The 25,909-nt window shown below is 73.0% G+C and carries 21 protein-coding genes; 8 read left to right on the top strand and 13 right to left on the bottom strand.

Annotation, left to right across the window (positions count from 1 at the left end; all coding sequences use genetic code 11):
* Positions 1–34: 34 nt before the first annotated feature.
* Complete coding sequence (locus tag B9O00_RS04325; RefSeq protein ID WP_159460103.1) at positions 35–2,179, top strand: FUSC family protein; 2,145 nt, start codon at positions 35–37, stop codon at positions 2,177–2,179.
* Between the two features lie 10 nt (positions 2,180–2,189).
* Here B9O00_RS04325 and B9O00_RS04330 read toward each other — a convergent pair whose 3' ends face one another.
* Positions 2,190–2,966 (bottom strand): class I SAM-dependent methyltransferase, encoded by a 777-nt coding sequence (locus B9O00_RS04330; RefSeq protein ID WP_085121217.1) that lies wholly within the window; start codon positions 2,964–2,966, stop codon positions 2,190–2,192.
* Between the two features lie 93 nt (positions 2,967–3,059).
* Between B9O00_RS04330 and B9O00_RS04335 the strand changes: the two genes are divergently transcribed.
* From B9O00_RS04335 to B9O00_RS04345, 3 genes are all read left to right on the top strand, one after another.
* Positions 3,060–3,869: a helix-turn-helix transcriptional regulator gene (locus B9O00_RS04335; RefSeq protein ID WP_085121218.1), complete on the top strand. Its 810-nt coding sequence runs from the start codon at positions 3,060–3,062 to the stop codon at positions 3,867–3,869.
* A gap of 80 nt (positions 3,870–3,949) precedes the next feature.
* Positions 3,950–4,813: a dioxygenase family protein gene (locus B9O00_RS04340; RefSeq protein WP_085121219.1), complete on the top strand. Its 864-nt coding sequence runs from the start codon at positions 3,950–3,952 to the stop codon at positions 4,811–4,813.
* 13 nt (positions 4,814–4,826) lie between these two features.
* On the top strand, positions 4,827–5,117 hold the full coding sequence (locus B9O00_RS04345; RefSeq protein ID WP_085121220.1) for a hypothetical protein: 291 nt from the start codon (positions 4,827–4,829) through the stop codon (positions 5,115–5,117).
* A 7-nt stretch (positions 5,118–5,124) separates the two neighbouring features.
* Here B9O00_RS04345 and B9O00_RS04350 read toward each other — a convergent pair whose 3' ends face one another.
* The 4 genes from B9O00_RS04350 to B9O00_RS04365 all read right to left on the bottom strand — a co-directional run bounded on the left by B9O00_RS04350 (position 5,125) and on the right by B9O00_RS04365 (position 8,984).
* Positions 5,125–6,411: a TRAP transporter large permease gene (locus tag B9O00_RS04350; protein ID WP_085121221.1), complete on the bottom strand. Its 1,287-nt coding sequence runs from the start codon at positions 6,409–6,411 to the stop codon at positions 5,125–5,127.
* The gene (locus B9O00_RS04355; RefSeq protein ID WP_085121222.1) at positions 6,408–6,956 is read right to left on the bottom strand and encodes a TRAP transporter small permease; all 549 of its coding nucleotides are present in this window, start codon (positions 6,954–6,956) and stop codon (positions 6,408–6,410) included. Before B9O00_RS04355 ends, B9O00_RS04350 begins: the two co-directional genes overlap by 4 nt.
* Before the next feature lie 64 nt (positions 6,957–7,020).
* Positions 7,021–8,001, bottom strand: coding sequence for a TRAP transporter substrate-binding protein (locus B9O00_RS04360; RefSeq protein ID WP_179243938.1), 981 nt, complete (start codon positions 7,999–8,001; stop codon positions 7,021–7,023).
* 86 nt (positions 8,002–8,087) lie between these two features.
* The gene (locus B9O00_RS04365) at positions 8,088–8,984 is read right to left on the bottom strand and encodes a phytanoyl-CoA dioxygenase family protein (protein WP_085121223.1); all 897 of its coding nucleotides are present in this window, start codon (positions 8,982–8,984) and stop codon (positions 8,088–8,090) included.
* 117 nt (positions 8,985–9,101) lie between these two features.
* Between B9O00_RS04365 and B9O00_RS04370 the strand changes: the two genes are divergently transcribed.
* The gene (locus B9O00_RS04370; protein ID WP_085121224.1) at positions 9,102–10,139 is read left to right on the top strand and encodes a LacI family DNA-binding transcriptional regulator; all 1,038 of its coding nucleotides are present in this window, start codon (positions 9,102–9,104) and stop codon (positions 10,137–10,139) included.
* A 13-nt stretch (positions 10,140–10,152) separates the two neighbouring features.
* Here the strand turns inward: B9O00_RS04370 and B9O00_RS04375 are convergent, their stop codons facing one another.
* On the bottom strand, positions 10,153–12,042 hold the full coding sequence (locus B9O00_RS04375; protein ID WP_085121225.1) for a potassium transporter Kup: 1,890 nt from the start codon (positions 12,040–12,042) through the stop codon (positions 10,153–10,155).
* Between the two features lie 179 nt (positions 12,043–12,221).
* Between B9O00_RS04375 and B9O00_RS04380 the strand changes: the two genes are divergently transcribed.
* Positions 12,222–14,897, top strand: a complete 2,676-nt coding sequence (locus B9O00_RS04380) for a cation-translocating P-type ATPase (protein ID WP_085121226.1) — start codon at positions 12,222–12,224, stop codon at positions 14,895–14,897.
* A 167-nt stretch (positions 14,898–15,064) separates the two neighbouring features.
* Here the strand turns inward: B9O00_RS04380 and B9O00_RS04385 are convergent, their stop codons facing one another.
* Positions 15,065–16,486: a mannose-1-phosphate guanylyltransferase/mannose-6-phosphate isomerase gene (locus B9O00_RS04385; protein ID WP_085121227.1), complete on the bottom strand. Its 1,422-nt coding sequence runs from the start codon at positions 16,484–16,486 to the stop codon at positions 15,065–15,067.
* A 195-nt stretch (positions 16,487–16,681) separates the two neighbouring features.
* Here B9O00_RS04385 and B9O00_RS04390 point away from each other — a divergent pair, with 195 nt between their 5' ends.
* Positions 16,682–17,113, top strand: a complete 432-nt coding sequence (locus B9O00_RS04390; RefSeq protein WP_085121228.1) for a DUF4399 domain-containing protein — start codon at positions 16,682–16,684, stop codon at positions 17,111–17,113.
* A 140-nt stretch (positions 17,114–17,253) separates the two neighbouring features.
* On the top strand, positions 17,254–18,486 hold the full coding sequence (locus B9O00_RS04395; protein WP_179243939.1) for an MFS transporter: 1,233 nt from the start codon (positions 17,254–17,256) through the stop codon (positions 18,484–18,486).
* Here the strand turns inward: B9O00_RS04395 and B9O00_RS04400 are convergent.
* The 6 genes from B9O00_RS04400 to B9O00_RS04425 are packed head-to-tail and all read right to left on the bottom strand — an operon-like array spanning position 18,483 to position 25,907.
* The gene (locus B9O00_RS04400; protein ID WP_085121229.1) at positions 18,483–19,646 is read right to left on the bottom strand and encodes a M24 family metallopeptidase; all 1,164 of its coding nucleotides are present in this window, start codon (positions 19,644–19,646) and stop codon (positions 18,483–18,485) included. The genes B9O00_RS04395 and B9O00_RS04400 overlap by 4 nt on opposite strands.
* Entirely contained in the window at positions 19,643–20,860 is a 1,218-nt protein-coding gene (locus B9O00_RS04405; protein WP_085121230.1) for a M20 family metallopeptidase, read from the bottom strand. Before B9O00_RS04405 ends, B9O00_RS04400 begins: the two co-directional genes overlap by 4 nt.
* Before the next feature lie 46 nt (positions 20,861–20,906).
* The gene (locus B9O00_RS04410; RefSeq protein WP_085121231.1) at positions 20,907–22,535 is read right to left on the bottom strand and encodes a dipeptide ABC transporter ATP-binding protein; all 1,629 of its coding nucleotides are present in this window, start codon (positions 22,533–22,535) and stop codon (positions 20,907–20,909) included.
* Between the two features lie 10 nt (positions 22,536–22,545).
* Positions 22,546–23,370, bottom strand: a complete 825-nt coding sequence (locus B9O00_RS04415; RefSeq protein WP_085121232.1) for an ABC transporter permease — start codon at positions 23,368–23,370, stop codon at positions 22,546–22,548.
* Positions 23,363–24,313, bottom strand: a complete 951-nt coding sequence (locus B9O00_RS04420; RefSeq protein ID WP_085121233.1) for an ABC transporter permease — start codon at positions 24,311–24,313, stop codon at positions 23,363–23,365. The genes B9O00_RS04415 and B9O00_RS04420 overlap by 8 nt, the downstream gene beginning before the upstream one ends.
* A gap of 22 nt (positions 24,314–24,335) precedes the next feature.
* The gene (locus B9O00_RS04425; RefSeq protein ID WP_085121234.1) at positions 24,336–25,907 is read right to left on the bottom strand and encodes an ABC transporter substrate-binding protein; all 1,572 of its coding nucleotides are present in this window, start codon (positions 25,905–25,907) and stop codon (positions 24,336–24,338) included.
* Positions 25,908–25,909 lie beyond the last annotated feature (2 nt).

Raw genomic sequence — 25,909 nt, forward strand, 5'->3', positions numbered from 1 at the left:
AGCTCGGGGTCGGCCGGGGAGGAGCGCGCGCGACGTGGCGAGCAGGCGGGGATCGGATCGAGCCGCGGGGACCGGAGCGGCCGCCCTGCCGCGGCAGGCCGCCCGCCTGGTCTTCCGGCACCACATCGAGAACGGCGTCTCGGTCGCCTTCTGCCTGGCCGCCGTCGGCCTCGCGCTCGGCGCGGCGCTCGGGCTGCGCGCGGCGGTGCTGGCCGGCACCGGGGCGCTCTGCGTCAGCATCGTCGACCAGCCGGGGCGGCTGACCGGCAAGGCGCCGGTCTTCCTCGCGGCCCTGGCCGGCAGCGGCGCGATCTCGCTGTTCGCCGGCCTCGCCGAAGGCTCGCCGGTGCTGCTGGCGCTGCTGATCGCCGCGATGAGCGCCGGCTTCGCCCTGGTCACGGTCTACGGCCGGCCGGCCATGACGCTCGGCATCGCGGCCGTGCTGTCCCTGGTGCTCGGCCTCGCCACGCCGGCCGCCGGCACCGGCGAGGCGCTCCGGCACACGGCGCTGTTCTGCGCCGGTGGCCTGCTCTACGGCCTGCTGGCCCTGGCGGTCGCCTGGCTGCTCGACCTGCGCAGCCGGCGCCTGTTCCTCAACGAGGCGCTGCTCGCCTTCGCGGCCTTCCTGGAGGCCCGCGCCCGGGGCTACGACGGCGTGACCCCGACCTCGACCGCGCTGCGCGGCGTCGTCGAGGCGCACGGCCTGCTGATGGAGCGCCTGCAGGCGGCGCGCGACGCGATCTTCACCGGCCGGGCCACGGCGCGCCGGCGCCGCTGGATCGCCGCCATGCTGGCGCTGCTCGACGCCTACGAGACGGTGCTGTCCAGTGACGCCGACTGGCAGACCCTGCCGCGCGCGACCGGCGGCGAGGCGCTGCGCCGGATCTCGGTGCTGATCCGCGCCATGGCCGAGGACGTCGAGGGCATCGCCCTGGCCCTGGTCGCCCCGGCGGCGCTGCCGCCGGCCTGCGACCAGGAAGCGGCGCTCGCGGCGCTCGACGCCGAGCTCGAGCGGCTGGCGGCGGGCGGCGAGGCCGAGGCGGCGGCGAGCCTGCGGCCGACCCGCGAGAAGATCGCCGAGACCCTGCGCCGACTGCGCGTGCTGGCCGGGCTGGTCGATGGCCAGAACGACGGTGCGGCCGACTCCGGCGGACCCGAGCTCGACCTCGCCGCCTTCGTCCAGGTCCAGGACACGCGCCTCGCGACCCTGCGCGCCCACATGACCCTGACCTCGCCGGTCATGCGCTACGCGATCCGCCTGACCCTGGCGATGCTGGCCGGCTACGCGGTCACCCTGGCGCTGCCGCAGCTCGTGCACGGCGGCTGGGTGCTGCTGACCGTCGCGCTGATCATGCGGGCGAGCTATGCCCTGACCCGGCAGCGCCGCAACGACCGGGTGCTCGGCACGCTGGCCGGTTGCGCGGTCGCGGCGCTGCTGATCCCGGCCCTGCCGCCCGAGGCCCTTCTGCCGCTGATGGTCGCCGGCGCCGGCGTCGCGCACGCCTACGCGACGGTCAACTACAAGGTGACCTCCTTTGCCGCCTCGGTCATGGCGCTGCTGCTGCTGCACGTGCTGGAGCCGCAGGAGGTCCTGGTCGTCGACCGCATCGTCGACACGCTGATCGGCGCCGGCCTGTCGGTCGCCTTCAGCCGCCTGCTGCCGAGCTGGGAGTGGCGCGACCTGCCGCGCCTGGTCGGCCGCCTGCTCGAGGCCGACCGCGCCTTCGCCGCCCAGGCCCTGTCGCTGCAGCCGGCCGAGCAGGCCTACCGCCTGGCGCGCAAGCGCGCGCTCGACGCCTTCACCGCGCTCGCGACGACGACCCGGCGCCTGTCCGGCGAGCCGGTCGCCGGGGTGCGCGGCCTCGCCGGCCTGAGCGCGCTGCTCGGCGCCAACTACCTCTTCGCCTCGGACCTCGCCTCGGTGCGCGCCCTGCTGCGCCTGCGCGGCGGCGAGCTCGACCCGCAGGTCGCCGGCGGGCTGCTCGACGGCACGCGCGCGGCGGTGCTGGAGACGCTGGCGCCGCGGCCGGCGGGGGAGGCGCCGCCGGCCCCGGCCCGCCGCTTCGGCTGGACCGAGATGCCGGCGGCCGACGCCCTGACCTTCCTGCGCCGCCGCCTGCGCCACATCGAGTTCGCCGCGCATCGCCTGGAGGCGCTGGCGGCGCGGGCCCTCGAGTAGCTGGTCTTGCTCAGGCCGCCGGCTTCGCCGCCCGGAACAGCGCGGCGTCGAGGCAGAAGCTGCCGTCCGGCTCGGTGTCGAACCAGGCCGTGACCTGGGCCGAGACGGCCTGCTGCAGCGCGCGGATCGCCTCGACCTGGACCGGCGGCGTGCGCATCCGCTCGACCCAGGAGGCGAAGTCCAGGCGCAGCCGCCACTGGTCGGTGCTGGCGACCTGCAGGCCGGCCCGGCCGAGCGCGGCCTCCCACTCGGCGCGGGCATAGTCGCGGACGTGGGAGCAGTCGCGCAGCAGCTCGATCGCCTGGAAGAAGGTGTCGTAGAGCGGGTCGGCCGGCGCGACCGCGTCGACGAAGCCGGCGATGCCGCCCGGCTTCAGCACACGCGCCGCCTCGCGCAGGCCGGCCTCGAAATCGCGCCAGTGGTGGGCGCTGAAGCGGCTCAGCACCAGGTCGAAGCTGGCGTCCTCGAAGGGCAGCTGCTCGACCGCGCCCTGCCGGGTCGCGACGTTGCCGAAGCCGCGCTCGCCGGCGGCCCGCGCGACCACCGCCAGCATCTCGGGCGACAGGTCGTAGGCGACGACCTCGCGGACGTGCGGCGCGACGTTGAAGGTGACATGGCCGCCGCCGCAGCCGAGGTCGAGCACGCGGGCGTCCTTCCGCCCCTCGGCGACCCCGGCCAGGGCCATCAGGTCCGGTCCCGCCGCATGCACCGCGCTGGTCAGGTAGGCGTCGGCCCGCGATCCGAACTGGCCGCCGACCAGGGCCTGGTGGCTCTGCTTTTCCGCCATCTCTTCTCTCCGTTTCTCGAAGGCTGTCCGGCGAGGGTGGCAGGCCTACAACACCAGTGTAAGTTCGCAAAATATACTGGTATGAATTTCACCATGGTGCAGACGGGATCCGAGGAGCGGCGGCGGGAGCTCGGCGCGTTCGTGCGGGCACGCCGCGAGCGGCTGTCGCCGGCCGAGCTCGGGCTCGCGGCCGGGACCCGGCGGCGCACGCCCGGCCTGCGCCGCGAGGAGGTCGCCCAGCTCTGCGGCCTGAGCGCGACCTGGTACACCTGGATCGAGCAGGGGCGGGAGGTCTCGGCCTCGCCCGGCGCCCTGGCGCGCCTCGCCGGCGTGCTGCGCCTCGGCCGGGCCGAGCGCGCCTACCTCTTCGAGCTGGCCGGCAAGCGCGATCCCGAGCCGGGCGGCGTCGGGGCCGAAGCGATGCCCGCGGCGCTGCCGGCCTGCATCGCGGCGATCGCGGCGCCGGCCTACGTCCTGGACCGCTGCTGGACCGCGCGGAGCTGGAACGCCGCCGCCGAGCGGCTGTTCGTCGGCTGGCTCGACCGGCCGGGTGAGCGCAACCTGCTGCGCTTCATCTTCCTGGAGCCGTCGGCGCGCCGGCTGATCTCGGACTGGCCGGCGCGCGCCCGACGCGTCGCGGCCGAGTTCCGGGCCGCCTGCAGCGGCCGCCTCGACGACCCGGAGCTGCGTCCGCTGATCGCCGAGCTGCGCCGGGAGAGCCCCGAGTTCGCCGCGTTCTGGGGCCAGTACGGCGTGCTCGAGCGCGAGGGCGGGGCGCGCGGCTTCGCGCATCCCCGCGACGGCCGGCTCGACTTCGAGCAGGTGACCTTCGAGCTGGCCGGCCGGCCGGACCTCAGGCTGACGATGCTGGTGCAGCTCGGCGGCGCCCCGACCGGCGACTAGCGCGCCGCGGCATACGGCAGGCTGTCCAGGCGCCTGCGGCCTGGGGCAGACTTCCGGGACGAAAATCTGGGAGGAAGCGGATGCGAGAGATCGACGCGGAGAGCCTGACCGAGGCGGTCATCGAGCGGCTCGCCGGAACACCGGACCCGCGGATGCGCCAGGTCGGCGAGGCCCTGGTCCGCCACCTCCACGCCTTCGTCCGGGAGGTCGCGCCGAGCCAGGCCGAGTGGCACGCCGCCATCGACTTCCTGACCCGCACCGGCCAGACCTGCGACGCCAAGCGGCAGGAGTTCATCCTGCTGTCCGACACGCTCGGCGTCTCGATGCTGGTCGACGCGATCAACGCTGGCCGGCGCGGCGAGGCGACCGAGACGACCGTGCTCGGGCCCTTCTATGTCGAGGGCGCGCCCGGCTTTCCGCTCGGCGCTGACATCTCGGGCGGCGTCGAGGGCCGGCCGCTGCTCGTCAGTGGCTCGGTCTCGGGAGCCGGCGGCGGCCCGCTGGCCGGCGCGCAGCTCGACGTCTGGCATGCCGACCCGCGCGGCTTCTACGACGTGCAGAACCTCGAGGGCTACGCCCTGAGGGGCCGTCTCTCGACCGACGCCGACGGCCGCTTCCGCTTCTGGTCGGTCAAGCCGACCTTCTATCCGGTCCCCGACGACGGCCCGGTCGGCGAGCTGCTGCGCGCCCAGGCGCGCCATCCCTACCGTCCGGCCCACGTCCACTTCATGATCGCCGCCGAGGGCTACGAGACGCTGGTCACCCACGTCTTCGAGGCGGGCGATCCCTACCTCGACAGCGACGCCGTCTTCGGCGTCAAGGAGGCGCTGATCCGACCCTTCGTCGAGCAGCAGCCGGGCCGGGCACCCGACGGCCGGATCCTCGATCGGCCCTGGAGCAGCCTCGCCTACGACTTCGTCCTGAAGCCCCTGGCGCCGGGCTGAGGGAGAGGGCGGCATGCTGGACCTGCTGCGCGGCCGCCAGCCCCTGGAGCGGGCGCTCTGGGTCTACGCCATCCTCTACGGCACGCTGCTGAACCTCGTCGCGACTCTCGCCGGCCTGCTGGCGGCGGCGGCCGGCGCGCCGGACTGGCTCGCCGTCGGCCTCTTCCTGCTGCCGCTGCCCTACAGCCTCGCCGCCCTGCTCGGCGTCTGGCGCAGCGCCGGCCGGCCCGGCGTCGCGGCCGCCAGGGCCGCCAGCGCCCGCCTGATCGTCGCCGTCTGGGCGGTCGCCATGCTCGTGGTCTGACCGCCGCTCAGCGTCCGTCGACCAGATGCGGCAGCCAGAGCGAGAGCTCCGGCCAGTAGGTGATGAGCAGCAGCGCCGCGGCGAGCGGCACGTAGAAGGGCAGGATCGCGCGCACGATCTGGCGGAACGAGATCTGGGCGATGTCCATCATGATGAACAGGATGACGCCGAAGGGCGGGGTGATCGCCCCGACCAGCAGGTTGAAGACGACGATCAGCCCGAAATGCACCAGGTCGACGTCGAGGGCGATCAGCACCGGCAGCAGCGCCGGCACCGCGATCAGCAGGATCGCCGTGGTCTCCATGAAGCAGCCGGCGACCAGCAGCATCAGGTTGATCATCGCCAGCACGACCCAGGGCTGGTGGCTGATCCCCAGCAGGCCCTCGGCCAGCGCGGCCGGCAGGTTGTTGATCGCGACGACCCAGCCGAAGGGCACCGCGGCGGCGATGATGAAGACCAGCACGCCGGAGGCGACCAGAGTGTCGACGAAGCACTTCAGCAGGTCGGCGAGGCTCAGCTCGCGGTTCGCGAAGCCGAGCACGATCGCGTAGATCACGATGATCGCGCCGAGCTCGGTCGGGGTCGCGGCGCCGGCCAGCATGCCGGCGACCAGGAAGGCCGGCGCGGCGAGGGCGAGCAGGGCGCGGACGAAGCTGCGCCGGATCTCGCCGAGCGGCGGGCGCGGCGAGACCGGCGCCTCGATGCGGCCGGTCGCCGCCAGGAACCAGATCGTCGCCATCAGCAGCAGGCCGATGCCGAGGCCGGGCAGGATGCCGGCCAGGAACAGGTCGGACAGCGGCACCTGGGCCATCACCGCGTAGATCACCATGATGACCGAGGGCGGGATGATCGGCCCGATGATCGCGGAGGCGGCGGTGACCGCGGCGCTGAAGGGCGCCGAGAAGCCGTTCTGTCGCATCGCCTTGATCTCGACCGTGCCGAGGCCGGCGGCGTCGGCCTGGGCGACGCCCGACATGCCGGCGAAGATCAGGCTGGCGACGACGTTGACGTGGGCGAGGCCGCCGCGCACGTGGCCGACCAGGGCGACGGCGAAGGCGAAGATCCGGTCGGCGATGCCGGCCCGGTTGAGCAGGTTGCCGGCCAGCACGAACAGCGGGATCGCCAGCAGCGGGAAGGAGTCGAGGCCCGGTGCCATGCGCTGCACGACCAGGGTCATCGGCACGCTGGCGCCGACCAGCAGGTAGGTGACGGCGGCGAGCGCCAGGGCGAAGGCGATCGGGATCTCCAGGCCGACGAAGACCGCGAGCGAGAAGAACAGCAGCGCGAGGGTCACAGGATGCCCTCCTCGGCGGCCTGGGGCAGGTGCGGCGCCCGCTCGCCGGTCGCGGCGAGGCGCAGCTCGGCGGCCAGGAAGTAGAGGGTGGTCGCGGCCATCGAGACCATCGAGACGAACAGCGGCAGCGAATAGAACAGGTCGCGCGGCAGCTGGACCGGCAGCGAGACGCTGCTGCTCGAGCCCTCGATCGGCATGACCTTCAGGGCCTGGCGCGCCAGCAGCACCAGCAGGGCGAGCACGAGGGCGTGGGCGAGCGTGCGGAACAGCGCCTCGCGGCGTGGCGCAAGGCCGCTGACGAAGGTCGCGATCTGGATCTGCCGGCCGCGCTTCAGGCCGACCGAGGTGCCGAGGAAGGTCGCCCAGATGAAGGCGTAGGTCGCGAACTCCTCGACCCAGACCAGCGGCGTGCCGAGCAGGTAGCGCGAGACGACCTGCGCGCCGATCGCGGCGACGACGCCGGCGAGCAGCAGCACGCCGAGGGTGATCTCGAGCAGCTCGACGAGGCGCAGGACGCGCCAGTAGAGGGCGAGAAGGGCGGCCATGGTGCCTCCGGTGACGGCGTCGGGGCCGCGCCCGCTCCCGGACGCGGCCCCGGCGACTGCTGGCTCAGAGGTTGTGGATCTGCTCCCAGAGGCCCTTGCTCCAGACCCCGTCGGCCTCCATCTTCTCGACCCCGGCGCGGGCCTTCTCGGCGAAGGGCGCGGTGTCGACCGGCACGATGGTCGCGCCCTCGGCGGCCATCTTCCTGTAGAGCTCCTCGGTCTCGCTGTTGGCCTCGTTGCTCGCCCAGCCGACCGCCTCCTGCGCCGCCTCGGTGACGATCTTCCGCAGCTCCGGCGACAGGCTCTCGTAGGCCTTCTCGTTGATCGCGATGTGGGTCGTCGAGATCAGGTGGTCGGTCTTCATGACGAAGGGCGCGGCCTGGTAGAACTTCGCCGCGTAGGCCGCCGAGACCGGCCCCTCGGCGGCTTCGATCACGCCGGTCTTGAGGCCGAGGAAGACCTCGCCCCAGGTCACGCGGCTCGGCTTGGTGCCCAGCGTCTCCCAGAGCAGCAGGTAGGTGCGGATCTCCGGGACGCGCATCTTGAGGCCGGCGAGGTCGGCCGGCGTCCCGACCTTCTTCTTGGCGAAGAGGTCGTGCGGCTGCGTCGGTGCCGCCGCCAGGATGCGGATGTCGTGCTCCTTCTGCAGCTGATCGGCGAGCTTCCGGTAGACGTCGCTCTTGAAGAAGCGCTCGACCTGGGCCTTGTCCTTGAAGGTGAAGCCCCAGTTGAGGATGGCGAAGTCCTTGACCCAGTTGTTGTACCAGCCGACGACGTCGCCGTAGAGCTGGACCGAGTTCTGCATCATCTGCTCGATGACCTGGACGTCGCTGCCGAGCGCCTCGCCCTCGATGAAATTGATCTTGAGCTCGCCCTTGGCGCGCTCGTTGACCAGCTTGGTGAACATCTTGTTCTGGCGGTCGAGCAGCGAGCCGACCGCGTCGGAGCCCGCGAAGGTCATGGTTGTCTCGGCCTGCGCCGAGACGGCGAGCACGACGCCGAAAGCCGCGGCGGCGAGCCCCGCGGCCAGCTTTGCGAATCGCATCTTCTTTCCTCCCGTTCGCCGTCTTTTTTGGTATGGGACCGGTCGGGGTGGCGAGGCCCGGCCGGCTCGGTTCGACTGCTGTGCGGCTAGGCGACCTCCTCCGCCTCCTGGAAGACGGCGAAGGCGCGCTGACCGGCCTTCTTCTGGGTCTGGTAGATCGAGCCGGCCTGCTCCGGCTTGGGCAGCGGGATGCGCACCGGCACCTCGGCAAGGCGCGGCTGCAGCGTCGGCGAGCCGCAGAGCAGGCGGGCGTCGAAGTCGGCGAGGTCGGCGAAGGCCGGCGCGGCGCCCATCAGCGGCCAGGCGTCGGCGGCCATGACCTCGAACAGCAGCAGGCGCCGGTCGCGGCCCGAGCGGTTGAGGTCGGAGCCGTGGACCGTGCGGGCGTGGTGCAGGCTGATCGAGCCGGCCGGGGCGGTCAGCGGCACCGCCTGCGACAGCCCGAGGCCCGGCGCGTCGGGCGCGATCGCGCCGCAGAACACGCCGTCGCTGTGGTGGTCGAACACCGGGCCCCTGTGGCTGCCCGGCACGACCAGCAGCGGCCCGTTCTCCAGGTCGACGTCGTCGAGCATCACGCCGATCGCCAGCACGTCGTCGTTGGTGTGGGGATAGAAGGCCCAGTCCTGGTGCCACTCGACGGCAGCGCCGAAGCCGGCCGCCTTGAGGTTGAGCTTGCTGCCCTGCAGGCGCAGCGAGGGGCCGAGCAGGTCGCGCACCGGCCCCAGGATCGCCTCGTGCCGGACCAGCCGGTCGAAGACCGCGCTCTGGCGGTGCGGCTGCTTGACCCGGCGCACCCGCGGCCGGTCGGGACGGTGGCTGTCCTCCAGGTCGAGGTCGTCGTTGCTCTCGCTCAGGCCGCGCGCCCTGTCGGTCAGCTCGGCGAGGGCGGTCCGGGCCGCCTCGACCTCGGCGGGCGAGAGCACCCTCTCGAGTACCAGGTAGCCCTGCTCGCGATAGAACTCGATCTGCTGCGCTGAAAGCATGCCGCTCGTCGCTCCTTCACCGTCCACGCCGGCAATCGCCGAATGAAAGCGCTTTCATGAACTATAGATCGGATTCTCCGATGATGAAAGCGCTATCATCCGCTACAAGGGGCGGGCATGAGCGAGGACGGCAGACAGGACGGGGGGGCGCGGCGCGGCCGGCGCCCGCGCATGGCGGACGTGGCGGCGCGGGCGGGAGTCTCGCTGGTCACGGTCTCGCGCGCGCTCGGCCAGCCGCAGCTGGTCTCGCCGGAGACCCGGCAGCGGGTCACCGCCGCGGTCGCCGAGCTCGGCTACCTGCCCGACCTGGTCGCCGGCAGCCTCGCCTCGAGCCAGACGCGCATCGTCGGCGCCGTGGTGCCGACCCTGGCCAACTCCTTTTTCGCGGCCAGCGTCCAGGGCCTGTCCGAGGTGCTGGACGCCGCCGGCTACCAGCTCCTGCTCGGCAACTCCGGCTACGACACGCGGCGCGAGCAGTCCCTGGCGGCTGCCTTCCTCGGCCGGCGCGCCGACGGCCTGGTGCTGACCGGCAGCCGGCACGAGGCGGCGCTGCGCGGCGTGATCGCCGGCGCCGGGGTGCCGGTGGTCGAGACCTGGGAGCTGCCGGCCGAGCCGCTCGACATGGTCGCCGGCTTCTCGAACGACGCCGCTGCCGAGGCCATGACCGCCGGCCTGCTCGACTGGGGCTACCGCCGCATCGCCTTCGTCGGCCTGCCGGACGGCGGCGAATCGCGCTCCGACCAGCGGCGCAAGGGCTGGCGGCGCGCCCATGCCGACCGGGGCCTGGAGGCGGGACCGCACATCGCGGTCGAGGACGCCAACTCTCCGGTCGGCGGCGAGGCCGCGCTCGAGCGGGCCTTGGCCCTGGCCCCGGCGGTCGACGCGCTGTTCTGCGCCAACGACACGCTGGCGCTGGGCGCGATCGTCGCCTGCCAGAAGGCCGGCGTCGCGGTGCCGGGGCGGATCGCGGTCGCCGGCTTCGGCGACTTCGACCTAGCCCCGCATCTCGTGCCGGGCCTGACGACGGTGCGCGTCCCCGGCGGCGAGATGGGCGAGACCGCCGGCCGCATGCTGCTCGACCGCCTGGCAGGACGGCGCGTCGAGCCCCGGGTCGTCGACCTCGGCTTCGAGATCGTCCGCCGCGCCAGCGCCTGAGCGCCCGGTCCGCTCAGATCTCGACCTGGATGCCGAGCTCGACGACCCGTTCCGGGGGCAGGTTGTAGAAGGCCGTGGCGGCGACGGCGTTGCGGCTCAGGAAGGCGAAGAGCTTCTCGCGCCAGAGCGCCATGCCGGGCACCTTGTCGGAGGCGATCACCGCCTCGCGTCCCAGGTAGTAGGTCGTGTGCTCCAGGTCGATCTCCAGGCCGAGCTCCTCGGCCAGGCGCAGCGCCACCGGCACGTTCGGCGACTGCATGAAGCCGTAGCTCACGCGCACCCTGAGGAAGCCCTGCTCGAGCGCCTCGACGCTCAGGCGCTCCTCGGCCCGCACCCGCGGCTCCTCGGCGGTCGTCACGGTCAGCAGCAGCACCTGCTCGTGCAGCACCTGGTTGTGCTCCAGGTGGTGCAGCAGGATCGGCGGGACCGCCGGCTCGGCGGAGGTCAGGAACACGGCGGTGCCCGGCACCCGCAGCGGCGGATCGGCCTCGAGCCTGGCCAGGAAGTCCTCGAGGCTGCCCTTCTGCCTGACCAGGCGGGCGCGCAGCAGCGCGCGGCCGCGCGCCCAGGTGCTCATCAGCAGGAAGATCAGGCCGCCGACCAGGATCGGGTACCAGCCGCCCTGGGCGATCTTCAGGCTGTTGGCGCCGAGGAACAGCAGGTCCGGGACCAGCAGGCCGCCGGCGATCACCGCCGCCAGCCAGGGCCGCCACTTCCAGCGCCGGCTCATCGCCCGGAACAGCAGCAGCGTGGTGATCACCATGGTCGTGCTGACCGCGATGCCGTAGGCCGCGGCCAGGTTGCCGGAGGTCCGGAAGCCGAGCACCAGCCCGATGGTGGCGAGCGCGAGCGCCACGTTGACCGCCGGCACGTAGACCTGGCCGGTCTCCTCCGACGAGGTCTGGACGATGGTCAGGCGCGGGCACTGGCCGAGCTGCACCGCCTGGCGGGTCAGCGAGAAGGCCCCGGAGATCACCGCCTGCGAGGCGATCACCGTGGCGACGGTGGCCAGCCCGATCAGCGGATAGCGGCCCCAGGCCGGGGCCAGGTGGTAGAAGGGATGGACCGCCTGCAGCGGGTCGGCGAGCACCAGGGCGCCCTGGCCGAAGTAGTTGAGCAGCAGGCAGGGGAAGGCGCCGACGAACCAGGCGAGGCGGATCGGCGCGCGGCCGAAGTGGCCCATGTCGGCGTAGAGCGCCTCGCTGCCGGTGACGACCAGGAAGACCGCGCCCAGCACGATCAGCGAGCGCGCGCCGGCCGCGGCGCAGAAGTCGACCGCGTAGAGTGGATCGAGGGCCTTCAGCACCCAGGGCGCCTCGACGATGTGGGCCAGGCCGAGCCCGGCGATGACCAGGAACCAGACGACCATGATCGGCCCGAACAGCGCGGCGACCCGCGCCGTGCCGCGCGACTGGAAGCTGAACAGCAGCACCAGGATCGCGATGGTGATCGGGATCACCCAGGGCGCGATGCCGCTGGCCGTCGTCTCCAGGCCCTCGACCGCGCTCAGCACCGAGATCGCCGGCGTGATCATGCCGTCGCCGTAGAGCAGCGCCGCGCCGAACAGGCCGACGGCGATCAGCACCGCCTTGCTGCGGGTCCGCCGGCCGCGCCAGGGCCGGAGCAGGGCGAGCAGCGCCAGGATGCCGCCCTCGCCGCGGTTGTCGGCGCGCATCACCAGCGCCAGGTACTTCAGCGACACGACGACGATCAGCGACCAGAAGATCAGCGACAGCACGCCGAGCACGTGGCCGGCCGTCGGCGTCAGGCCGGCGAGCGCCTGGCGGAAGGCGTAGAGCGGGCTGGTGCCGATGTCGCCGTAGACGATGCCGAGCGCGGCCAGGGCCAGGCCCGGCAGCCGCGCACGCCGCTCCTCCGCCCCGCTTCCCGTCGTCCTCGCCATCCGCCCCCCTCTCGTCCCTCGCCACGACCGCGGCCCGCCCGGAAGATCAACGGGATGGAGCGCCGAGAGTTGCATTGTCCTCGGTCGACGGCCGGTCCGGCTTGATCCACCGCAAGGTTGCCGCCACCTCAGCCGTTAGTCTGCCGGCCGGCTGAGCGGCGGCGAAAGAGGGGCGAGGCATGACGGCCGACGGGACGCAGGCGCCGGGCGAGCGGCACTGGCACGCGCTCAGCGCGGAGGAGGCCGCGGGCGCGCTCGGCTGCGGGCTCGGCGGCCTGTCGGCGGAAGAGGCGGCGGCGCGGCTGGCCAGGATCGGGCCGAACCGCCTGCCCGAGGCACGCGGGCCGGGCCTCGCGGTGATCCTGCTGCGCCAGTTCATGAGCCCGCTGATCTACCTGCTGGTGGCGGCCGCGCTGGTCTCGCTGGCCATCGGGCACCTCAGCGACGCCTTCTTCATCCTGGTCGTGCTGCTGGTCAACGCCGTGATCGGCGCCTACCAGGAGTTCCGCTCGGAGCGCGGGGCGGCGGCCCTGCAGCAGCTGGTCGCGGTCCGCACCGAGGTCCTGCGCGACGGCCGGCCGGTCATGCTGCCGGCCGCCGAGCTGGTGCCCGGCGACCTGGTGCTGCTGGAGAGCGGCATGGCCGTGCCGGCCGACCTCCGCCTGGTCGAGGCCCAGGGCCTGACGATCGACGAGTCGCTGCTGACCGGCGAGTCCGAGACCGTCGAGAAGAGCAGCGGACCGCGCTGCGCGCCCGAGGCGCCGCTCGCCGAGCGCTTCACTCTGGCCCATGCCGGCACCCAGGTCGCGAGCGGCCGGGCGCGCGCCCTGGTCGTCGCGACCGGGGCGGCGACCCAGGTCGGCACGATCGCCGGCGCGCTGGCGCGCTCGTCCGCAGCCCCGCCGCTGGTCCAGCGCCTGGAGCGCTTCACCCGGCAGCTCAGCCTCGTCTCGCTGGTCGGCATGGCCGGCTTCGGGGTCCTGCTGCTCGGCCGGGGAGTGCCCTGGCAGGAGGTCTTCCTGGTCGCGGTCGCGCTGGCCGTGGCGGCGATCCCCGAGGGCCTGCCGGTCGCGGTCACCGTCGCGCTGTCGATCGGCCGGGCGCGCATGGCGGCGCGCAACGTGATCGTGCGCTCGCTGCCGGCCGTCGAGGGCCTCGGCGCCTGCACCCTGATCGCCTCGGACAAGACCGGCACCCTGACCCAGAACAGCCTGTCGGTCGCCCTGCTGGTGCTGCCCGACGGGCGGCGCGCCAGCGTCACCGGCGAGGGCTACCGGCCGCACGGCGCGCTGGAGCCCGACGGCGAGGCCGACCGGGAGGCGGCCGAGGCGGCGGCCCGGGCGCTGGCGCGGGCGGCCGCGGCGACCTGCGACGCCAGCCTGCATCACGACGGCGAGGACTGGCGCCATCTCGGCGACACGGTCGACGTCGCCTTCCTGGCCCTGGCCGGCAAGCTCGGCCTGGACTGGCAGGCCCTGCAGAGCCCGCCGGGCCGCTTCGGCGTCCTGCCCTACGAGCCGCAGCGCCGCTTCGCCGCCGTCTGCGATCCGGATGGCGAGGCCTGCCGGGTCGCCGTCAAGGGGGCGGCCGAGACGATCTTCGCGATGTGTGCGGAGGTCCCCGAGGCTCTGCAGCACGAGGCCGAGCGGCTGGCCGCGGACGGCTACCGGGTGATCGCCGTCGCCGAGGGCGGCCACGCCCTGCCCGAGCGGCCGGGCCTGCCCGACGACGCGCTCTCCGGTCTGCGCCTGCTCGGCCTCGCCGGCCTGATCGATCCCCTGCGTCCGGAGGTGCCGGAGGCGGTCGAGGCCTGCCGCAGCGCCGGCGTCCAGGTGCGCATGCTGACCGGCGACCATCCGGCGACGGCGCTGGCGATCGCCCGCCAGCTCGGCATCGCCGGCCCGGACGCCGAGGTCGTCACCGGCCGGCAGCTCGCCGAGGCCCAGGCCGACCCGCAGGCGCTGCGCGCCCTGGTCGCCGAGGCGCCGGTCTTCGCCCGGGTCGAGCCGCTGCAGAAGCTCGGCCTGGTCGAGGCGCTGCAGGGCGAGGGCCATTTCGTCGCGGTCACCGGCGACGGCGTCAACGACGCGCCGGCCCTGCGCCAGGCCAACATCGGCGTCGCCATGGGCCGCGGCGGCACCGACGTCGCGCGCGGCGCCGCCGACCTGATCCTGACCGACGACAACTTCGCCTCGATCGTCGCCGGGGTCGAGGAGGGCCGCATCGCCTATGCCAACGTGCGCAAGGTCATCCTCTTCCTGATCGCGACCGGCTTCGGCGAGATCGTGCTCTTCGCGCTCGCCCTGGCCGCCTCCCTGCCGATCCCGCTCTATGCCGTGCAGCTGCTCTGGCTGAACCTGGTGACCAACGGCATCCAGGATGTGGCCCTGGCCTTCGAGCGGGGCGACGGCGAGGCCCTGAAGCGGCGGCCGCGGCCGCCGCGCGAGCCGCTGTTCGACGGCCGGCTGATCCGCCGCACGCTGCTCTACGGCGGCACCATGGGGCTCTTCGCCTTCGGCTTCTTCGCCCTGGCGCTCGACGCCGGCCTGCCCGAGGCCGAGGCACGGACCGCCCTGCTGCTCGCCATGGTGCTGTTCGAGAACGCGCTCTGCCTGGTCTGCCGCTCCGAGCGCCGGCCCTTCTTCGCCGTGTCCTTCGCCGCCAACCGGCTGCTCGTCGCCTCGATCGCCGGGGCGCTGGCCCTGCACCTGGCCGCGACCAACCTGCCGGGCCTCTCGGAGCTGCTCGGCGCCGTGCCGCTGTCGCCCGCCCTCTGGCTGCCGGCCCTGGGCCTGGCGCTCGCCCTGCTCGCCGTCGCCGAGCTGGGCAAGTGGGCCTGGCGGGCGACGGCGTGAGGAGGGCGGCCGGCATTCCCGCGGGGGCCCCTTCATTCGCTTCGTCCTGAGCTTGTCGAAGGGCGGAGCGAACCCAGCCGGGACGGTGCCGGAATGGCTCCGCCCTTCGACAAGCTCAGGACGAAGCCATCGGGAGCGACCGTGGAGCGGGCGCGGTTGGGCTCCGCCTACTGCCGTCCGTAGTTGTCGTCGAAGCGGACGATGTCGTCCTCGCCCAGGTAGGCGCCGGACTGGACCTCGATCATCTCGAGCTGGACCCGGCCCGGGTTGGTCAGGCGGTGGCGCTGGCCGAGCGGGATGTAGGTGCTCTCGTTCTCGGCCAAGAGGAAGGACTCGGTCTCGCGGTTCACCTCGGCCGTGCCGCTGACCACGATCCAGTGCTCGGCCCGATGGTGGTGCATCTGCAGGCTGAGGCTGGCGCCGGGATTGACCGAGATGCGCTTGACCTGGAAGCGCTCGCCCATGTCGAGGGTCTGGAACCAGCCCCAGGGCCGGTGCCACTTGCTGCCCTGGGTCGCCTCGGGGAAGCCCTCGCTCTTCAGCTTCTCGACCAGCTGCTTGACGTCCTGGGCGCGGCCGCGGTCGGCGACCAGCACGGCGTCGTCGGTCTCGACGACCAGCACGCCCTCCAGGCCGAGCACCGTGACCAGGCGGCCGTTCGAGCGGACGTGGCAGTCGCGGGCGTCGAGCAGCGCGGTGCGGCCGACCGTGGCGTTGCCCTGCTCGTCGCGCTCGGCGACCTCGTAGAGCGCGTCGAAGCCGCCGAGGTCCGACCAGCCCATCTCGACCGCGACCGTGCCGACCCGCTCGACCCGCTCGACCAGGGCGTAGTCGATCGAGATCGCCTTGGCCTGGCCGAAGCTCTCGGGATCGAGGCGGGTGAAGTCGATGTCCTTGCTGGCCCGGTCCAGCGCGTCGCGGCAGTGCTGGACCAGCTCGGGCTCCAGGCGCTCCAGCTCGGCGACGACGCGCGCCGCCGGTAGCACGAAGATGCCGGCGTTCCAGAGGTGCCGGCCGTCGGCCAGCATCGCGGCCGCGGTCGCGGCGTCCGGCTTCTCCTTGAAGCGGGCGACCTCGAAGGCGCCGGCGAGCCCGTCGAGGGCGCCGCCCTTCTCGATCCAGCCGTAGCCGGTCTCCGGGCGGTCCGGCGTGATGCCGAGGGTCATGACGCGGCCGGCCGCGGCGGCGGCGCGGGCCGTCTCGACGGCCCGGCGGAAGGCCTTGGCGTCGCGGATCAGGTGGTCGGAGGGCAGCACCAGCATGATCGCGCTGTCGTCGGCGGCCAGCAGGTCGAGGGCGGCGCAGAGGATTGCCGGCGCGGTGTTGCGGCCGACCGCCTCGAGCAGGATCGCGCGCGGCGCGGTGCCGGCGAGGCGCGCCTGCTCGGCGACGGCGAAGCGGTGCTCGGCGTTGACCACCAGGGTCGGCGGGTGGAAGGCGCCGCTGCCCGAGACCCGGCGCAGGGTCGCCTCGAGCAGGGTCTGCCGGCCGACCAGCGGCAGCAGCTGCTTCGGGTTCGACTGCCGCGACAGCGGCCAGAGGCGGCTGCCCGAGCCGCCCGAGAGGATCACCGGATAGAGGCGCTCCATGACGCGCGACCTGCCCTTTCGCACCGATTGCCGACCGCCCCGCAGACTGACGATGGGGCCCGATAAGTCAAGGTCCTCGGCCCCAACGGCGGTCGCGCGGCGAAAAGGCGACTGGCCGTCGCCCGCCGCGGCCCCATAGTTGTCTCCGGCAGGGGGGGCGCCTTGCCTCGACGACAACCAATGCGAGGACGAACCATGACACGGAGACTTGCCCTGACGCTGTCGGGGGCCTTGTTCGGCGCCCTTCTGACGCTGCCGGCCGCGGCCGCGGACCGGACCAAGGCGCCCGAGGGCGCGCGGGTCTACATCATCTCGCCGGCCGACGGCGCGGTGGTCAGCAGCCCGGTGACGGTGCTGTTCGGCGCCGAGGGCATCGGCGTCGCGCCGGCCGGGGTCGACAAGCCCAAGACCGGCCACCACCACCTGATCATCGACGCCGACGTGCCGCCGCTCGACGAACCGATCCCCTCGGACGCGCACCACAGGCACTTCGGCGGCGGCCAGACCCAGGCGACGATCGACCTGCCGCCGGGCAAGCACCGGCTGTTCCTCATGATGGGCGACATGAACCACATGCCCTTCGACCCGCCGGTCATGAGCCAGCCGATCACCATCACCGTGAAGTAGCGGAATCGCCCGTGCGGGCCGGGCCGGCTGTGCCCGGCCCGCACAGGTGGTTTGCCGGCCGCCCCCGCGATCGGCGCTTTACGGGTGCGACACCCCGTCGTATCGGAATCGCCCTCCAGCGTCCGTTCCGAGGAGCGCCCATGGCCACCACCGTCGACCCGCGACCCGCCGCCGGCTGGCGCACGCCGCTGATCGTCATCCTGGCCGGCTGCCTGATCGCCATGGTCGGCTTCGGCGTGCGCTCGGTCTTCGGCCTGTTCCTGGAGCCGATGACCCTGGCCCACGGCTGGAGCCGCGAGACCTTCGGCCTCGCCATGGCGATCCAGAACCTGCTCTGGGGCATCGGCGTGCCGGTCGCCGGCGCGCTCGCCGACCGCTACGGCTCGCCCCGGGTGCTGGCCGTCGGCGCGGTGCTCTACGCGCTCGGCGTCTGGGGCATGGCCGACTCCGACTCCGCGTCGCTGCTGCACCTCAGCGGCGGCGTGCTGACCGGCCTCGGCATCGCCTTCACCTCCTTCTCCCTGGCGCTCGCCGCCATGGCCAAGGTGGTCGGGCCGCAGCGCCGCTCCTTCGCGCTCGGGCTCGGCACGGCGGCCGGCTCGTTCGGGCAGATCGTCTTCTCGCCGCTGGGGCAGGCCTTCATCGTCGAGTACGGCTGGCACACCGCCCTGCTGCTGCTCGCCGCCAGCACGCTGGTGATCATCCCGCTCGCCTTCGTGCTGCCGAGCACGACCTCGGCGGCGGGGGAGAGCCACTTCGAGCAGACCCTCGGCCAGGCGCTGCGCGAGGCGACGGGGCACCGCGGCTTCGTGCTGCTGACCCTCGGCTTCTTCGTCTGCGGCTTCCACGTCGCCTTCATCACCGTGCACTTCCCGGCCTACATCAAGGACCTGGGCCTGCCCGGCACGGTGGCGGCCGGGGCGATCGCGCTGATCGGCGCCTGCAACATCCTCGGCTCCTTCGGCTCGGGCGCCTTCGGCCAGCGCTGGAGCAAGCGCTACGGCCTCTCGGCGATCTACTTCCTGCGCGCGATCGCGATCACCGGCCTGATGCTGGCGCCCAAGACCGCCCTGGCCATCTACCTCTTCTCCGCGGTCATGGGCGTGCTCTGGCTCTCGACCGTGCCGCTGACCACCGGCATCGTCGGCCAGGTGTTCGGCGTGCGCTACATGGCGACGCTGTTCGGCATTGTCTTCCTCAGCCACCAGCTCGGCAGCTTCTCGGGCGTCTGGCTCGGCGGCTACCTCTACGACACGACCGGCAGCTACGACCCGGTCTGGTGGGCCGGCGTCGGCTTCGGCCTGCTCGCCGCCGTTGTCCACCTGCCGATCGACGAGACGCCGCTGGCCAGGCTGGCACCGGCGCGGAGCTAGCTGGCCGCCCCTCCGGCCCGCAGCAGGCGGCGCGGCGCCCGGGTCAGGCGGCGGCCGCCGGACGGGCCGACCGCGACCGACTCGCTGACCGCGATGCCGGCGGCCGAGGCGTAGAGGTGGAAGGTCATGTTCTCGGCCAGGGTCCAGGCGCTGTCCGGCTTGAAGCAGTAGGTGAAGTCGCTGGTCCGCGGCGTGCGGCCGTAGTAGCCGATGGCGTAGCCGCTGACGTTGTCGAAGCGGGTGCGCAGCCCCGACTCCAGCAGCGGCCGGCGCAGCAGCGCATCGACGGCACGCGCCTCGACCCCCGGACGCAGCGCCTCGATCTGGCGGTCCTGCAGGGCGATCAGCGTCTCCGCCGCCGCTTCGAGCGCGGGATCGGCCGGTCCGACCGCGATCGGCCGCATCAGCCGGGCGCTGTAGCCCTTGACCCGGGGCACCAGCTCGACGTGCAGGACGTCGCCCGGCGCCAGCGGCTCCTCTGCCAGGTGGCCGTGCAGGAAGCCGTGCGAGCCGCGCGCGCGGACGATCGGGCCGGTCTCGCCGCTGTCGGCGCCGCGGCGCAGGAACTCGCCGGCCGTGAAGGCCGCGGCGTCGCGCGCCGTCCAGCCCGGCGTCACGGCCTCGGCGAGGCTCAGCATCGTCGCGTCGGCGATCGCCGCGGCCTGCTCCAGATAGGCCAGCTCGCGCGCCGACTTGACCGCCGGCAGCGCCTCCAGCAGATCGGCGAGATCGACCCACTCGGCCTGGGGCAGCAACGCCGCCAGGCGGTCGCGGGTCCAGGCGGTGAAGGCGTAGGAGCGGAAGCTGGCGCCGATCCGCGCGCCGCCGTGGCCGGCGCGGCGGATCGTGCGGGCGACCTCGGCCAGCGGGTCGGCGAGATCGGGGTAGCCGATGACCTGGGAGAGCCAGCTGCGCTGGCGGCAGGGCTCCAGGTCCAGGTCGCGCAGCACGATCCAGGGCTCGCCCTCGTGGGGCACCAGGCAGGCCCGGTAGAGCGTGTCGGAGCAGGCGTAGCCGGTCAGGTGGAACAGGTGCTCGGCCTGGTCGGCGACGAGCAGGTCGACCTGCCGCTCGGCCATGCCGGCGCGCAGGCGCTCCAGCCGGGCGGCGAACTCGACCGGCTCGAACAGCAGGGCCGGCGGATTGGCGTCCGGGGTCATGCCGGCTCGCAGATCTCGAGGATGGTCAGCAGGTAGATGCGGATCATGTCGAGGTAGTCGGGGATGTCGACCCGCTCGTCCGGCATGGTGTTGTAGCGGCCGCCCGGCCCGCAGACGACGCCCTCCATGCCGAGCCGCTGGTAGAAGTGCGCGGCATCGGTGCCGTAGTAGGCCGGCGGCTTGACCGCGCCGGTCGGCTGCGGCTCGCCGCGCACCGCCTGGTAGGCGGCGTTGACCGCCCGGACGATGCGCGAGTCGCGGTCGACCTCGAAGGGCAGCATCGAGGGGCGGCCGCCCTTGTGCTCGGCCTCGACCGTCGTCTTCAGGCCCGGGAAGCGCGCCTCCAGGGCGTCGAGCTCGCGGCGTAGGTCGGCCAGCACCGAGGCCTCGCTCTGGCTCGGGGCGTAGCGGGCCGAGCCGCGGATGCGCGCGACGTCGGCGACCTGCGGCGGGCGCCACTCCAGCAGCTCGCGGCCGAGCCCGGCCTTGAGCACGCCGACATGGGCGCGGTTGATCGCCCGGTGCTCCTCGCTGGCGGCGCCGCTCCAGGTCATGGCGTCGATGCGCGGCACCAGATCGCAGGCCGCGAGGATCGCGTCGACCGCCTCCTCGCGCTTCGACAGGTGGCGGGTGCTGCCGGTCAGCTCGATGACGAAGTTGAAGGCGCCGACGTGCAGGGTCATGGCCTGCAGGTCGGTCGGCTCGGAGTTGACGAAGTAGTCGGCGCGCACGCCGCGCTCGATCGCCGCCACCGTGCCGATGCCGCCCTGCAGCTCGCCGATCACGTAGGTCAGCACGACGTCGCCCCTGAGGCGCACCCCGGCGTCGAGCAGGGTCTTGACCGCGCAGAAGGAGGCGGCGTCGCCGGCCTTCATGTTGGACACGCCGATGCCGTAGATGAACTTGTCGTCGACCAGCCCGCCCCAGGGGTCGACGGTCCAGCCCTCGGTCGCCGGGTTGGTGTCGATGTGGCCGTTGAACAGCAGCGACTTGCCGCCGCCGCTGCCGCGCAGGCGGCCGATCGCGTTGACGCGCGTGCCCTCGACCGGCTGCAGCTCGCTCTCGATGCCGAGCGCCGCCATCTCGGCGGTCAGGTGTTCGGCCAGCTGCCGCTCGCCCTCGGTGTCGCTGTAGCTCTTGAAGCGCACCATGCGTGCCAGGAAGTCGAGGCTGGCCTTCTCGTCGATCCGGGCGAGGAGGGACTGCTTGTCCATGTCGGGTTTTCCCTTGTCGTTGACGTCGTTCCGCCGCGCGTGCCGGTCAGCCGACCGGGGTCGGCACCGCCTCGAGCAGCGCGCGGGTGTAGGCATGGCGCGGGCCGGCGGCGGCCAGCGCCTCGACCTCGACCAGCTCGACCAGGTCGCCGCGGTACATGACCGCGATGCGGTGGGCGATCTGGCGGATCAGGTTGAGGTCGTGGGTGATGAACAGGTAGGTCGTGCCGAAGCGCTCGCGCAGCGACAGCAGCAGCTGGACGATCTGCGCCTGGATCGAGACGTCGAGCGCCGAGGTGATCTCGTCGCAGATCACCAGCTGCGGCCGCGAGGCGAAGGCGCGGGCGATCGCGACGCGCTGCTTCTCGCCGCCGGACAGCTGGTGCGGGTACTTGCGGGCGAAGTCGGCCGGCAGCTGGACCTCGGCGAGCAGCGCCTCGACCCGCTCGGCCAGCGAGGCCGCGCCGGGCGCGTCGTAGAGCCGGAGCGGCCGGGCCAGGATCTCGCGGATCTGCTGGCGCGGGTTCAGCGAGGAATCGGGGTGCTGGAAGACGATCTGCACGGCCCGGCGGTAGGCGCGGTCGAGCTCCGCCGGCCGGGCGAAGCGGCGGCCCTCGAAGCTGAAGCTGCCCTCGAAGGGATTGAGCCCGGCGAGCGCCCGCGCCAGGGTCGACTTGCCCGAGCCCGACTCGCCGACGATGCCGAAGATCTCGCCCGGCCGGACCGCCAGGCTGATCGCGCGGTTGCCCTCGACCTGCCGGCTCGCCCGGCCGCGCAGGCGGTCGAGCAGGCGGTCGCGGCCGTAGCGCACGGTCAGGGCCTCGACCTCGAGCAGCGGTGCCGCGGCGGCCGGCGCCGGGGCCACCAGCCGCCGGTCGGGGCGCGGCACGCTGGCGATCAGCTGGCGGGTGTAGTCCTCGCGCGGCGCCGAGAAGACCTGGGCGGCCGGCTCCTCCTCGACGATCCGGCCGCGGTGGATCACGGCGACCCGGTCGGCGATCCGCGAGACCAGGGCGAGGTCGTGGGAGATGTAGAGCGAGGCGACGCCGGTCTCCTCCTGCAGGCGCTCGAAGAGCTCCAGGATCTGGCGCGCGGTGATGATGTCGAGGGCCGTGGTCGGCTCGTCGAACAGGATGCAGTCGGGCTGGCAGGCGAAGGCCGTCGCGATCGCGACGCGCTGCTTCTCGCCGCCCGAGACCTCGTGGGGATAGCGCCGCATCATCTCGGCCGGCGTCTTGAGCGCGACCCGCGCCAGCGCCGCCTCGGCCTCGCGCCAGGCCTGGCGGCGGCTCAGGCCCTGGTGGCGGCGCAGCACCTCGGCGAGCTGCTCGCCGAGCGGCAGGGTCGGGTTCAGCGAGGTGCCGGGGTCCTGGAAGACCATGGCGATGCGCCGGCCGCGGATCGCCTCCAGCTCGCGCGTGCTCTTGGCCGTCAGCTCCTCGCCGGCGAGGCGGATCGAGCCGCCGGTCTCGCGGGCGTTGGCGCCGAGGTCGCGCAGGATCGCGAAGGCCAGCGAGGTCTTGCCCGAGCCTGACTCGCCGACCAGCCCGAGGACCTCGCTCCGGGCGATCGAGAGGTCGATGTCGCGCAGCGCCGCGAAGCGCCCGGACGGCGTCTCGTAGTCGAGGCCGTAGCCGCTGACCTGGAGCGCGGGGGGCTGGGCAGGGAGGGGCATCGGCTCCGCCTCAGGTGCGCGGGTTGAGGGCGTCGCGCAGCCCGTCGCCCAGCAGGTTGAAGCCGACCGCGACGACGGCGATGGCGATGCCGGGCCAGACGATCATCCAGGGATTGCGGAAGATGAACTGGCGCGCCTCGGCGACCATCAGGCCCCATTCCGAGGAGGGCGGCTGGGCACCGAGGCCGAGGAACGACAGGGTCGCCAGCAGCATCACGGCGAAGGCGACGCGGATCGTCGCCTCGACGATGATCGGCGCGACGCAGTTCGGCAGCATCTCGCGCAGCACGATGTAGCCCTGCGTTTCGCCGCGCGCGATGGCCGCCGAGACGTAGTCCTGCTTGCGCACGGTCAGCGCGACGCTGCGCGCGATCCGCGCCATGCCCGGCGTGAAGGTGATGCCGATGGCGATCAGGGCGTTGAGCTCGCTGGCGCCGAGGGCGGTGACGATGAGCAGGGCGAAGAGCAGCCCGGGGATCGCCATCACGGCGTCGAGCAGGCGCATGACGATCTCGTCGAGCCGGCCGCCGGCGAAGGCCGAGACGTTGCCGATCACGGCGCCGAGCCCGGTGCCCAGGGCGGTCGCGGCGACGGCCATCAGGACCGTCGAGCGGGCGCCCACCAGCAGGCGGCTCAGCAGGTCGCGGCCGAACTGGTCGGTGCCGAGCCAGAAGTCGGGGCCGGGCCCGAGCAGGCGAGCGGTGAAGTGGAACTGCTCCGGGTCGTAGGGTGCCAGCCACGGCCCGGCGACGACCGGCACGGCCAGGGCCAGCAGCAGGGCGCTGCCGAGCGCGCCCTGGGGCGAGCGCAGCAGGCGGGCGAGCGCCTCAGTCATACTGGATTCTCTTGTCGAGCCAGGCGTAGGCGATGTCGGCGGCGAAGTTGGCCAGGCCGTAGGTCGCCGCCATGACCAGGGCGCCGGCCTGGATCGCCGGCAGGTCGCGGGCCTGGATCGCGACGATCAGCTGCCGGCCGATGCCGGGGAAGGCGAAGATCTCCTCGACCACGATGATGCCGCCGAGCAGGTAGCCGACGTCGAGCGCGACCACCGTGATGGTCGGCAGCAGGGCGTTGCGCAGGGCGTGCCTGATCAGCACCGTGCGCCGCCTCAGGCCCTTGAGCCGCGCCGCGCGCACGTAGTCGCTGTGCAGCACGTCGACCATCTCGGAGCGGACCATGCGCGAGACGTGGGCGACCAGGATCACCGAGATGGTCAGGACCGGCAGCACCAGGTGGTGCAGGCCCGCCCAGAAGTCCTCGCCGAGCGGCACGTAGCCGCTCGCCGGGAACAGCCTGAGCGCCGGGTCGGCGAGCAGGATCAGGACGATCGTCGCGGTCACGAACTCCGGGACCGAGACGCCGACGTAGGAGACCAGCGAGACCAGCAGGTCGGCGAGCCGCCCGCGCTTCAGTGCCGCGACCACGCCGAGCGGCACCGCGACGGCCAGCATCAGCAGCAGCGCGGCCGCGGCCAGCAGCAGCGAGCGGCCGAGCGCGCCGAAGATCATCGGCCCGACCGGCAGCCCGGTGCGCAGCGAGGTGCCGAAGTCGCCGGCCAGCACCCCGCTCAGCCAGTGCCAGTACTGCAGCCAGGCCGGCTGGTCGAGGCCGAGCCGGCTGCTGACCGCGGCCAGGGCCTCCGGCGTCGCGTTCTCGCCCAGCAGCATGACGGCGGCATTGCCCGGCAGCAGCTGCGTGATCCCGAAGACCAGCAGCGAGACCACCAGCAGCGTGAAGACGATGTAGCCGCAGCGCCTGATGAAGTACGAGAGCGACACCGGAGGCCTCGGGCCCCTGGCCCTAGCCGCGCTTCGGCGCGCCGGCGCCGAGCGAGACCTTGTCGATGTTGAAGACCGCCCCGCGCGGATGCAGGAAGAAGCCCTCGACGTAGCTGCGGCGCGCCGCGAGCAGGTCGAAGAAGACCGGGATCGCCGAGGGCACCTCCGCCGACATCAGCTCCTGCGCCTTGGCGTAGAGCGCCTTGCGCTTCGGCACGTCGCCGGTCTGCCGGGCCTGCTGGATCAGCGAGTCGAAGTCCTTGTTGTTCCACTTCGTCTCGTTCCAGGGCGCGTCGGAGGTGTAGAGCAGGCTGAAGATCGAGTCGGCGCTCGGCTGCATGTTGTAGAAGCCGACGTAGAAGGGGCCCTTCTTCCAGACCTGGTCCAGGTAGGTGCTGTGCGCCATGGTCTGGACCTCGATGTCGAAGCCGGCGGCCTTGGCCATCTCGCGCACCGCGACGCCCAGCTGGGTGCGCATCGCCGGCTTGTCCGAGGCGATCAGCGTCAGCTTCAGGCCCTCGGTGTGGCCGGCCTCGGCGAGCAGCTGCTTGGCCTTGGCGATGTCCGGCTTCTTGGCCGGCAGCTTGTCGAAGAAGCGGTAGGCCGAGTTGATCGGCGTGTCCTCGCCCGGCGTGCCGTAGCCCTCGGCGATGAAGTCGACCAGGGCGTCGCGGTCGAGGGTCAGGGCCAGGGCCTGGCGCACCCGGATGTCGTCGAAGGGCTTCTGGTCGCAGCCCAGCACCAGGTCGAGGAACTGGCCCGAGGGCGTGCGCAGCGCCTCGACGCCGGCCGCCTCCTTGAGGCGCGGGAAGTCGGACTGGCCGGCCCGGATCATCAGGTCGGTGTCGCCGGCGATCAGCGCTGTGCTCTCGGCCGTCGCGTCGGGATAGACGACGACCTCGACCCGGTCGAGGTAGGGCCGCTCGGGAAGGAAGTAGTGCGGGTTGCGCTCCAGCACGACCAGCCGCTCGGGCTCGTAGGAGACCAGCTTGAAGGGGCCGGTGCCGATCGCCTCCTGGTCGAGCCGCGCGAGTTCGCCCTTGGCGATCTTGGCCGGCACGATCTTGGCGTTGGTGTAGGCGACCGAGACCGGCAGGTCGGCGTAGGCGCCGCTGGTCTTGATGACCACGCTGTGCGGGCCGGCGGCGCTCAGCGAGGCGATCGGGCCGACGTTCTTGCGGCCCGGCGAGCCGGTCTTCGGGTCGAGGATCGCCTCGAAGGTCGCGACCACGTCGTCGGCGGTGACCGGCGAGCCGTCGTGGAAGGCCGCGTTCTCGCGCAGCTTGAAGGTCCACTCGGTCAGGTCGTCGGAGCTGCTCCAGGACTCGGCCAAATCCGGCTCCGGCGCCATGTCGTCGCCGAGGCGGGTCAGGCCGCTGTACAGCATCTCGCCCAGCAGGTACTCCGGGTTGACCCGGTGCAGCAGCGGATTGAGCTTGCCCGGCGCCTGGTCGACGCTGATCCGCAGCGTGCCGCCGCGGGTCGCCGCCCGGGCGGCCGGGGCGAGGCCCTGGCCGGCGACCACGGCGGTCGCGGCAAGGGCGGTGGTGGTGACGAGGAAACGGCGACGGGTCAGTCGAAGGTGACGGTTCATGG

The sequence above is a fragment of the Tistlia consotensis USBA 355 genome (assembly GCF_900177295.1).
Taxonomy (GTDB): domain Bacteria; phylum Pseudomonadota; class Alphaproteobacteria; order Kiloniellales; family DSM-21159; genus Tistlia; species Tistlia consotensis.